The following is a 10610-nucleotide window of genomic DNA, read 5'->3' on the forward strand; positions in this document are numbered from 1 at the left end:
CGCGCCCCATCCCCCCGCGAGCCACCCACCCCCGGCGCGCGGCGCGGTTAGGGAGTCCTTCACGGACCTGCAGGGGGTCAGCGATCCGCGACGGCGGCTTCGGCGGCTTCCATCCACTCGCGCCACTGCGCGGCCTGCTCGTCGGCCTTCTTCGCGCGGCGCTCGTCGCCGGCGGCGCGGGCCTTGGCCGCCTGCGCCTCGAACTGCTCGACGCGCTCGCGGAACTGGGCGGCCCTGGCCTGGGCCTCCGGGTCGGTCCGGCGCCATTTGCTGTCCTCGGCGGACTTGACGGCGTCCTGGACGGCCTTGAGGCGTCCGTCCAGCTCGCGGATCCGCTCGCGCGGGACCTTGCCGATCTCGTCCCACTGCTCCTGGATCCGGCGCAGCGCGTTCTTGGCGGCCTCGAGGTTGGCCGCGGCGTCGATCTTCTCGGCCTCGGCCAGCAGTTCTTCCTTGCGCGTGGCGTTCGTGGCGAATTCGGCGTCCCGTTCGGAGAACACCGCGGAGCGGCGGGCGAAGAACTTGTCCTGCGCGGCGCGGAAGCGCTGCCACAGTGCCTCGTCGCTGTCCTTCGGCGCGCGGCCGGCGGCCTTCCACTCGGTCATCAGCTGCTTGTAGCGGCCCGCGGTCTCGCCCCAGTCCTCGGAGTCGGCGATCTCCTCGGCCTCGGCGATCAGCTCTTCCTTGCGGTGCTTGGCGCTGGCCCGCTGCTTGTCCAGCTCGGCGAAGTGCGAGCCCCGGCGCCGGTTGAACGCCTCCCGTGCCTTGGAGAAGCGGCGCCACAGCTCGTCGTCGGTCTTGCGGTCGACGCCCTTGATGGTCTTCCACTCGTCGAGGATCGCTCGCAGCCGGTCCCCGGCGGCCTTCCACTGGGTGGACTCGGCGGCGATCTTCTCGGCCTCTTCGGCGAGCGTCTGCTTGCGCGCGACCGCGGCCGCGCGCGCCTCTTCCCGCTCCTGCTTAGCGCTGGCCAGTGCCTTCTCGGCGTGCTTGATGACGTACTCGATCCGGGCGCCGAGCGCGGCCAGGTCGCCGACGACCGCGGCCTCGGCCAGCCCGTCGCGCAGCTGGACGGCGCTGGACAGCGCGTGCTTCGGGTCGCCCGCGCCGGAGACCAGCCGCGTCTCGAGCAGCTCGATCTCGGTGCGGACGTCGTCGAACCGCCGCGCGTAGTGGAGCAGTCCTTCGTCCGGGCTCCCGGCCTGCCAGACCCCGACCGCACGCTCTCCCTCGGCCGTGATGACGAAAACGGTGCCTTCCTCGTCGACCCGGCCCCACTTGTCCGGAGTCGGCTCGGCGGGGGGCACCGGCGGGGCGGTGTGACCGGCGCCGTGCGCGTGCGGCATCGGGTGGGGCGCCGGGGTACCGGTGGACGTGTTCTCCTGGGCCATCGCAGGCTCCTTATCGCCTGTACGCCCGCTCGCGCGGGCGCCCCGCCGTGTGGCGGGGCCGGGTAATGCGGTTACGCGGTCCGTCGGGGCATCGGCCCCATGCGGGCATTCAAGCAGCTCAGCGTCGCCCGTGGTACTCGGTTGAGCTGTCCGAAGGCAGTGATCCTACTTCCGAAGTACGCACTCTGTCGGCCCGTCCGTAGCGCGCGGGTAACGTCGGCGCGCGTGATCAGCCCTGAGATCCGCCCGGTCGCGGTGGTCGGCCCGACCGCGACCGGCAAGACCGCGCTGGCCGTCGAGCTGGCCCTCGCGCTCGGTGGCGAGGTCGTCAACGCCGACGCCATGCAGCTCTACCGGGGGATGGACATCGGTACCGCGAAGGCCTCCGCCGCCGAACGCCGCGGCGTGCCGCATCACCTGCTCGACGTGCTGGACGTGACCGAGACGGCCTCGGTCGCGGCCTACCAGCGCGACGCCCGCCGCGCGGTCGAGGACCTCATGGCGGCGGGCAAGGTGCCGGTGCTGGCGGGTGGCTCCGGCCTGTACGTCCAGGCCGTACTCGACGACCTGCGCTTTCCCGGCACCGACCCGGCGGTGCGGGCGCGGTTGGACGCCGAGGCGGCCGAGCACGGTACGGACGTCCTGTACGCGCGGCTGCGGGAGAGGGACCCGGCCGCGGCGGCCGCGATCCTGCCGACCAACACCCGCCGGATCGTGCGTGCGCTGGAGGTCATCGAGATCACCGGCGCCCCGTTCTCGGCGAACCTGCCGAAGCCCGGCCCCGCCCGGTACGGCGCCGTGCTGGTCGGCGTCGATCGCGACGCGGGGGAGCTGGACGAGCGGGTCGGCCTCCGGGTGACGCGGATGTTCGAGGCCGGGCTGGTCGACGAGGTTCGCGCGCTGCTCGGCCGCGGGCTGCGCGAGGGGAAGACCGCATCCCGGGCGCTGGGCTACCAGCAGGTGATCGCCGCGCTCGACGGGGACGGCGACTTCGCCGAGGCCGCCGCGGCGACCGCGCAGGCGACTCGCCGGTTCGTGCGCAGGCAGCGCTCCTGGTTCCGGCGTGACGCCCGCATCGAGTGGTACGACGGCGCCGACCCGAAGCTGGCCGCACGCGTACTCGAACGGCTGTTCCAGTAACCTTGGACCCATGGGCGGCATCGAATTCCTCAAGGGACACGGCACGCAGAACGACTTCGTGCTGCTGCCCGACGCGGCGGGCCGCCTCGAACTGACCGAGGCGCGGGTCGCGGCGCTGTGCGACCGCCGTCGCGGTCTCGGCGCCGACGGTGTGCTTCGCGTCGTCAAGGCCGAAGCGCTCGGCGAAGACTCCGCCGGTGAGTGGTTCATGGACTACCGCAACGCGGACGGCTCGATCGCCGAGATGTGCGGCAACGGCGTGCGCGTGTTCGCGCGGTACCTGGTGGACGCCGGGCTGGCCGCCGAGGGCGAGTTCGTCATCGGCACGCGGGCAGGGGACCGGCCGGTCGTGGTGCACCCCGACCGCTCCGTGACCGTCCACATGGGACCGGCCACGATCACCGGGACGTCGGTGACCGTGGTCGCGGGCGAGCCGTTCTCCGGCGTCGCCGTCGACGTCGGCAACCCGCACCTGGTGTCCGTGCTGGAGGACGACGTTGCCGGGCTGGACCTGCGTGACCAGCCCGATTTCGACCACGACGTGTTCCCCGCCGGGGTGAACCTGGAGTTCGTCAACCGGCTCGGCGAGGGCGCGTTGCGGATGCGTGTGCACGAACGCGGCGTGGGGGAGACCCGCGCGTGCGGCACCGGCACGGTGGCCGCGGTGGCCGCCGCGCTGCACCTGGCGGGCACCGACACCGGCGCCTCGACCGTCGACATCCCTGGCGGCCGCGTCGAGGTCACCGTGTCGCGCGGGGCGTCGACGCTGAGCGGTCCCGCCGAAATCGTCGCGCGCGGCGAACTCGACGAGACGTGGTGGGCCGCCGCCGACGCGTGACCGCCGCTCAGGCAGGCCGGGCCACGGTCACCTCGACGGCCAGCTCCGCGCCGTCCCGGGTGGCGACCCCGGCGACGGCCCCGGCCGTCCGGATGTCGGGTTCGATCCGCCCGAACCGATCGAGCATCTCGGCGGGCCCGGAGACGGTCAGCAGTTCGACGCCGGTGCGCATGGACACCCTGGCGTCCGTCTTCGCCCGGCGCACCGCGCTGATCACCTGACCGGCGAGCGTCAGCAGCTCGGGTTCCCCCGGCGCGGCGTCCGCGGACGGCCATGGCGCGCGGTGCACCGAACCGTCCCGCCACCACGACCAGACCTCCTCCGCGGTGAACGGCAGGAACGGCGCGAACAGCCGCAGCACCACCGAAAGCGCGGTGACCAGCGTGCTCCGGGCCGACAGCGCCGCCGCCTCGCCCCGGTCACCGTAGGCACGGCCCTTGACCAGTTCGACGTAGTCGTCGCAGAACGTCCAGAAGAACGCCTCGGTCACCTGCAGCGCTCGCGCGTAGTCGAGTTCCTCGAACGCGGCGGTCGCCGTGGTGACCACAGTGGACAGTTCGGCGAGCAGTGCCCTGTCCAGTGGCTCGGTGGTGGCGATGGCCTCGGGCACGCCGAACCCGAGCACGAACCGGCTGGCGTTGAGCAGTTTCGTGGCCAGCCGCCGCCCCACCTTCATCTGTCCCTCGTCCACCGCGGTGTCGACACCGGGCCGCGCGCTCGCCGCCCAGTACCGGACCGCGTCCGAGCCGAACCGGGTGAGCAGGTCGGCCGGGGTCACGACGTTCCCGCGCGACTTGGACATCTTCTTGCGGTCGGGATCGAGCACCCAGCCCGAGATCACCGCGTCGCGCCACGGCAGCGCGTCCTGCTCCAGCTCCGCGCGGACCGTGGTGGAGAACAGCCAGGTCCGGATGATCTCGTGCGCCTGCGGGCGCAGGTCGTACGGGAACACGCGCGCGAACAGATCGTCGTCGGCGCTCCAGCGCCCGGCGATCTGCGGGGTCAGCGAGGACGTCGCCCAGGTGTCCATCACGTCGGTCTCGCCGGAGAACCCACCGGGGACGTCCCGCTGTCCGGCGGTGTAGCCGGGCGGGACGTCGGTGCTCGGGTCGACCGGCAGGGTGTCGTCGCCGGGCACCAGCACGTCGCCGCGATCGCCGTGTTCGTCGAGCGCGTACCAGACCGGGATCGGCACGCCGAAGAACCGCTGACGGCTGATCAGCCAGTCGCCGGTGAGCCCTTCGACCCAGCTCTCGTAGCGGACGCGCATGTGCTCGGGAACCCAGCGCAGCTCCCGGCCGCGTTCGAGCAGCCGGGCACGCAGACCCTCGTCGCGCGCGCCGTTGGCCAGGTACCACTGGCGGCTGGTGACGATCTCGAGCGGCTTGTCGCCCTTTTCGTAGAACTTCACCGCGTGCGTGATCGGCCGCGGTTCGCCGCGCAGCGCGCCGGCGCCGCGCAGCAGGTCCACGATCAGCTGCCGTCCGGTGTGGACGGTCTTCCCGGCAAGCGGCGCATAGGTTTCCGGCGCGACACCGGCCGGGGCCTCGGGCAGGAACCGGCCGTCCCTGCCGAGCACCGGTCGTGTTTCCAGCCGCAGCGCCCGCCACCAGGCGACGTCGGTGGTGTCGCCGAACGTGCACACCATCGCGATCCCGCTGCCCTTGCCCGGATCCGCGAGGTGATGGGCGAGCACGGGGACCTCGACGCCGAACACCGGCGTGCGCACGGTTTTCCCGAACAGGGTGGCGAACCGTTCGTCGTCGGGGTGCGCGACCACGGCGACACAGGCGGGCAGCAGTTCGGGCCGGGTCGTCGAGATGAGCACCTCGGTACCGTCGGCGGTGCGGAACACGAGATCGTGGAACGCGCCGGGCCGCTCGCGGTCCTCCAGTTCCGCCTGTGCCACGGCGGTGCGGAACGTGACGTCCCACAGCGTCGGGGCTTCGGCCTGGTACGCCTCGCCGCGGGCGAGGTTGCGCAGGAACGCACGCTGCGAAATGAGCCGGGTCGTGGTGCCGATCGTCTGGTACGTCGTCGTCCAGTCCACCGAGAGCCCGAGATTGCGCCAGACGTCCTCGAACACCTTCTCGTCGGTTTCGGAAAGTTCCTGGCACAGCTCGATGAAGTTTCGGCGGGAGCACGCGAGGACGTCCTTGCCGGGACGCTCCGGCGGCCGGAAATCCGGGTCATACGGCAGGGAAGGCTCGCATCGGACACCGAAGTGGTTCTGCACGCGGCGTTCGGTCGGCAGGCCGTTGTCGTCCCAGCCGATCGGATAGAACACCTCGCGGCCGCGCATCCGCTGGTAACGCGCGAGGACGTCGGTGTGCGTGTAGGAGAACACGTGTCCGATGTGGAGGGACCCGCTCGCGGTCAGCGGCGGCGTGTCGATCGCGTAGACCTCGTCGCGGGTCTTCGTGCGGTCGAAATGGTAGATCCCCGAGGATTCCCATACCGGCGCCCATTTCCCCTCGAGACCGTCGACACCGACCTTGTCCGGGACTCGTGGGCTCTGCGCCGGGAATGCGGGATTCATGGGGGAACTGTAGACGTGTGCGCGGTCGCTCGCCGTCGATTTTCCTCATCCGGCCAAAAGCAGGCCGGCTCCCGTGCGGCACGTAACCGTTGCTACGCAGTCATTCGGCCGTGACTGTGGTCGGATGGGGAAAGATCGGCACAGTCTTTCAGGCGGCGGCTTTCTCCGCGGCGGGCTCCGGGAGCGTCCGCATCCGGCGCAGTGGCGAGAACACGACCCACAGCGCGCCGGCGGCCTCCCCGGCGAGCGCGACCCACACCGCGCCACGCAGCCCGATCAGCTCGCCCAGCGCCCCGCCGACCAGCCCGCCGAGCGGCAGCGTGCCCCACACGACGAACCGGACGCTGGCGTTTATCCGGCCGAGCAGCCGGTCCGGGCAGATCGCCTGCCGGTAGCTGACCTGCGAGACGTTGTAGACGATGATGCCGAAGCCGCCGATCGCCAGGCCCGTCACGGTCAGCGCGATCCGCCAGCCGGGCGCGCCGAGCGGGACCAGCAGATGCGCGGGCCAGGTGAGCAGCGGCACCAGCCAGATCGCGCGGATCTGCCCGATCCGGCGGATGATCGCCCCGGAGCACAGCGCGCCGAGCACCCCGCCGGCGCCACCCGCCGCGAGCATCATGCCGACGGCCCCCGGGGCCAGCCCGACCGTGCGGGTCAGGAACAGCACCTCGACCGCGGTGAACGCGCCGTTGAAGAGATTGGATGTCGAGGTACAGGCCACGATGGCCCGCAGCGGGCGGTCGGTGAAGACGAACCGCAGCCCCTCGCCGATCTGGGGCAGCATTCGCGCGCGTTCGGGACGCTCCGGGGCCGGTTCCGGAGCGCGGATCCGCCACAGGCACAACGCCGAGGTCAGGTAGCCGAGGCCGGTCAGCAGCACCGTGTTCGCGGCGCCCGCCGCCTGCACCAGCCACCCGGCCAGGCTCGGCCCTGCCACCTGCGACGTCGATTGGACCGCCTGGAGCTTCGTGTTGCCTTCCACGAGATGTTCGCGGCCCACCAGCGAAGGCAGATAGGACTGGTAGGCCACGTCGAAGAACACCGTCGCGATGCCGGTCAGCAGCGCGACCACGAGCAGCTGAGGCAGTGTGAGCACCCCGGCCCACCAGGCAACGGGCACGCTGAGCAGCAGCACCCCGCGCACGAGGTCGGCGGCGAGCATCAGCGGCCTGCGGCGCATCCGGTCCACCCAGACCCCCGCCGGGAGTCCGATCAGCAGGAACGCCACGGTCTCCGCCGCGGTGAGCAGCCCCATCTGGAACGGCGTCGCGGCCAGCGTCGTGGCCGCGAGCAGCGGCACGGCCGTGTACCCGACGAACGTGCCGAGCTGGGCGGCCGCGTCACCGGACCACAGCCGCCGGAAGTCCGCATGGAAGAAGAGCGAGTCCCCAGGCACGCCGGTAGTCTCCATCGAGTGATTGGAAAGTGTCAATCACTTTCGCGGTCGACGGCGTCTCTAGGCTGTCGCCGTGTCCGAAAAGCTACGGCGCGCCACGGAAGCCGAGGCGAACGCGCTCGCGTCCGGAATAAGGCTGCGCATCATCCGGTTGACCTTCGCGGAGGCGCTGACCAACAAGGAGCTGGCGCGGCGGCTGGGCCGGGATCCGGCGACCACGCTGCACCACGTCCGCAAGCTGGTCGAAACGGGATTCCTCGCACCGCAGGAACCGCGTCGCGGGGCCAGGGGAGCCAAGGAGATCCCGTACCTTTCCACCGGGCTTTCCTGGCACCTGGACTCGCACGGTGACCGGGCGATCGACCAGGCCATGCTCGAGGCCTACCTGGCCGAAATCGCCGACCTCGGCTTCGAGGACGTCAACCAGACACGGCTCGTCGTCCACGTTTCGCCAGGCGAACGCGCCGAGCTGGAACGGCGCCTCCACGACCTGCTGGAGGAGTACCGCCTGCGGCCCGCCGAAGCGGGTGTGAAACGCACGGCGGTGTACCTCTCGACTTATCCCAGCAGGTAATCCGTTCGGCGTCCGCCGCGAACCGTGGGACAATTGGGGCACGATGACAGAACAGACACACGCAGACCACAACGACACGGACTACTACGACACCGATTTCCACGACGTGGATCCGTCCACCGGTGAGCTGGAGCTCGAGGACCGCGCGTCGCTTCGCCGCGTCGCGGGGCTGTCCACCGAGCTCGCCGACGTCACCGAGGTCGAATACCGCCAGCTGCGGCTGGAGCGGGTCGTCCTGGTCGGCGTGTGGACCGAAGGCACCGCGGAGCAGTCGGAGGCCTCCCTCGCCGAACTGGCGCGGCTGGCCGAGACGGCGGGTTCCGAGGTGCTGGAGGGGCTCGTCCAGCGCCGTACCCGGCCCGACCCGGCGACCTACATCGGCTCCGGCAAGGTCCGCGAGCTGCGGGACATCGTCGGTTCCACGGGCGCGGACACCGTCATCTGCGACGGGGAACTCTCGCCGGGCCAGCTGCGGCAGCTCGAGGAGAAGGTGAAGGTCAAGGTCATCGACCGGACCGCGCTGATCCTCGACATCTTCGCCCAGCACGCCCGGTCCAAGGAGGGCAAGGCCCAGGTCGAGCTGGCCCAGCTGCAGTACCTGATCCCGCGGCTGCGCGGGTGGGGTACCTCGCTGTCCCGGCAGGCCGGTGGCCGGGCCGGCGGCGCGAACGGCGGCGTCGGCCTGCGCGGTCCCGGTGAGACCAAGCTGGAGACCGACCGCAGGCGGATCAGCAAGCGCGTCGCCAAGCTGCGCCGCGAGATCGCCGCGATGGACACCATCCGGGTGACCAAGCGCGGCAGGCGCGTGGCCAACGAGGTGCCGAGCGTGGCGATCGTCGGCTACACCAACGCCGGGAAGTCGAGCCTGCTCAACGCTCTGACCGGGGCGGGGGTGCTGGTCGAGGACGCGTTGTTCGCGACCCTGGACCCGACCACCCGCCGCAGCCAGACCGCGGACGGGCGGACCTTCACCCTGACCGACACCGTCGGCTTCGTCCGGCACCTGCCGCACCAGCTGGTGGACGCGTTCCGCTCGACGCTGGAGGAGGCGGCCGACGCCGACCTGCTGCTGCACGTCGTCGACGGCTCCGATCCGGCTCCGGAGGAGCAGGTCAGCGCCGTACGCGAAGTACTCGGCGAGATCACCCGGCAGCGCAAGGAACCGCTGCCGCCGGAGATGCTGGTGATCAACAAGGCGGACGCCGCCGACGAGGTCACCCTCGCCCGGCTGCGGCACGCGCTGCCGGGCTCGGTGCAGGTCTCCGCCCGCACCGGTGCCGGGATCGCCGAACTCGCCGGGGAACTCGCGGACCGGCTGCCCCGGCCGCAGGTGGTGATCGACGCGCTGGTGCCCTACACCCGCGGCGAGCTCGTCGCCCGCGCCCACGCCGACGGCGAGGTGCTGGAGGAGGAGCACGTCCAGGACGGCACCCGCCTGCGCGTCCGGGTCCATCCGGACCTGGCGGCGGCCCTGCACCAGTTCGAGACCAACGGATCGCGGGTCTGACGCGTCCTCCGTACTGTGCGGATCATGGTGATCCGCACAGTACGGAGGTGGACGTGCGGACAGTAGGGGCGATCGCCGCGGCGGTGCTGCTGGGAACGGTGCTCACCGGGCCCGCCGCGGCGGCGGAAACCCCGCCCCCGCCCGAAACGCTGTGCACCGTCACCGATCCGCGGGTCGACGAGCTGTCGGGCCTGGTCTCCGACGGTGAGCAGTGGTACGGGATCAACGACGGCGGCGAGCGCGTCGAGGTGTTCGTGCTCGGCCGGGACTGCGCGGTGCGGAAGGTGCTCACCGAGGGCACCGATCCCTACGACGTCGAGGATCTCGCCCGCGCGCCGGACGGCACCCTGTGGCTTTCCGACACCGGGGACAACCGCGCCGACCGCAGGACCGTCGCGCTGCTCGCGCTGAGCCCGCAAGGAAAGGTCGCCCTCCACCGGCTCACCTACCCGGACGGCCCGCACGACGCGGAGGCGTTGCTGCTCGACCGGTCCGGCACACCGTACCTGATCACCAAGGACGTGCTCGGCGACTCGAAGGTCTACCGGCCCGCCGGGCCGCTCGCGAGCCCGGGGCCCACGCCGCTGGAGAAGGTGGGCTCGCTCAAGTTCGAGACCACCGGCACCCCGGGCGGACCGGTGGGCTCGTTCGGGTCGGCGCTGGTCACCGGTGCGGCGTCCACTGTGGACGGAACCGTGGTGGCCCTGCGCACCTACACCGACGCCTACCTCTACGCCGCACCGGACGGCGACGTCGTGGCCGCGCTGCGGCGCCCGCCAGTGCGGATCCCGTTGCCAGGGGAGAAGCAGGGGGAGGCGCTCGCCTTCGAACCCGACGGCACGCTGCTCTCCGGTGGTGAGGGGGTCGGCCAGCCGATCCGCGCGGTGCGGGGCGCGGCCGCGCTGGCGACGCGCGACGCGGCCACCACCCCGGCGGGTGCCACCGGTGGTCCCGGCGCGGAGGCGGACGGGGCCGGGCTCCCCGTCCTTCCCACCGCCGGGATCGTCCTGGTGGTCGCGCTGGGCGGCTGGTTCGGCGTCAGCAAACTACGCCGCCGACGCCGCTAACCAACATCCGTACCCGGCTCGCGGGAGTCCGGGTTCGCGCTCCGCAAATGGGGCTTACGCAACTCGCGGGGGTCCGGGGGCGTGCCCCCGGGCGGGGTGTGGGGGGTGGGCCCCCCCCACCCACACAACAGGGGGGCCGGGGGGGGGGGGGTGCG

General features: G+C 71.9%; 8 protein-coding genes. 5 read left to right on the forward strand and 3 right to left on the reverse strand.

What is annotated here, in order from left to right:
* Nucleotides 1-77: 77 nt before the first annotated feature.
* Complete coding sequence (locus tag ACFWY9_RS44135; RefSeq protein ID WP_378326452.1) at nucleotides 78-1391, reverse strand: DUF349 domain-containing protein; 1314 nt, start codon at nucleotides 1389-1391, stop codon at nucleotides 78-80.
* A 225-nt stretch (nucleotides 1392-1616) separates the two neighbouring features.
* Here ACFWY9_RS44135 and miaA point away from each other — a divergent pair, with 225 nt between their 5' ends.
* A complete protein-coding gene (gene miaA / locus ACFWY9_RS44140) occupies nucleotides 1617-2531 on the forward strand; it encodes a tRNA (adenosine(37)-N6)-dimethylallyltransferase MiaA (protein WP_378341697.1) in 915 nt (304 codons plus the stop codon).
* Between the two features lie 10 nt (nucleotides 2532-2541).
* On the forward strand, nucleotides 2542-3369 hold the full coding sequence (gene dapF, locus ACFWY9_RS44145; protein ID WP_378326450.1) for a diaminopimelate epimerase: 828 nt from the start codon (nucleotides 2542-2544) through the stop codon (nucleotides 3367-3369).
* Nucleotides 3370-3376: 7 nt separating this feature from the next.
* On the opposite strand, the gene valS is transcribed toward dapF, so the two are convergent.
* On the reverse strand, nucleotides 3377-5908 hold the full coding sequence (valS, locus tag ACFWY9_RS44150) for a valine--tRNA ligase (RefSeq protein WP_378341698.1): 2532 nt from the start codon (nucleotides 5906-5908) through the stop codon (nucleotides 3377-3379).
* A 148-nt stretch (nucleotides 5909-6056) separates the two neighbouring features.
* Entirely contained in the window at nucleotides 6057-7322 is a 1266-nt protein-coding gene (locus ACFWY9_RS44155) for an MFS transporter (RefSeq protein ID WP_378341699.1), read from the reverse strand.
* A gap of 58 nt (nucleotides 7323-7380) precedes the next feature.
* Between ACFWY9_RS44155 and ACFWY9_RS44160 the strand changes: the two genes are divergently transcribed.
* From ACFWY9_RS44160 to ACFWY9_RS44170, 3 genes are read left to right on the forward strand one after another with little or no spacing between them, the layout of a single operon-like run.
* Nucleotides 7381-7881: an ArsR/SmtB family transcription factor gene (locus tag ACFWY9_RS44160; protein ID WP_378341700.1), complete on the forward strand. Its 501-nt coding sequence runs from the start codon at nucleotides 7381-7383 to the stop codon at nucleotides 7879-7881.
* Between the two features lie 43 nt (nucleotides 7882-7924).
* Entirely contained in the window at nucleotides 7925-9388 is a 1464-nt protein-coding gene (hflX, locus tag ACFWY9_RS44165; RefSeq protein WP_378341701.1) for a GTPase HflX, read from the forward strand.
* Nucleotides 9389-9441: 53 nt separating this feature from the next.
* Nucleotides 9442-10455, forward strand: a complete 1014-nt coding sequence (locus tag ACFWY9_RS44170; RefSeq protein WP_378341702.1) for a hypothetical protein — start codon at nucleotides 9442-9444, stop codon at nucleotides 10453-10455.
* Nucleotides 10456-10610 lie beyond the last annotated feature (155 nt).

Origin of the sequence: Amycolatopsis sp. NPDC059027, from assembly GCF_042739735.1 — a bacterium.
Taxonomy (GTDB): Bacteria; Actinomycetota; Actinomycetes; order Mycobacteriales; family Pseudonocardiaceae; genus Amycolatopsis.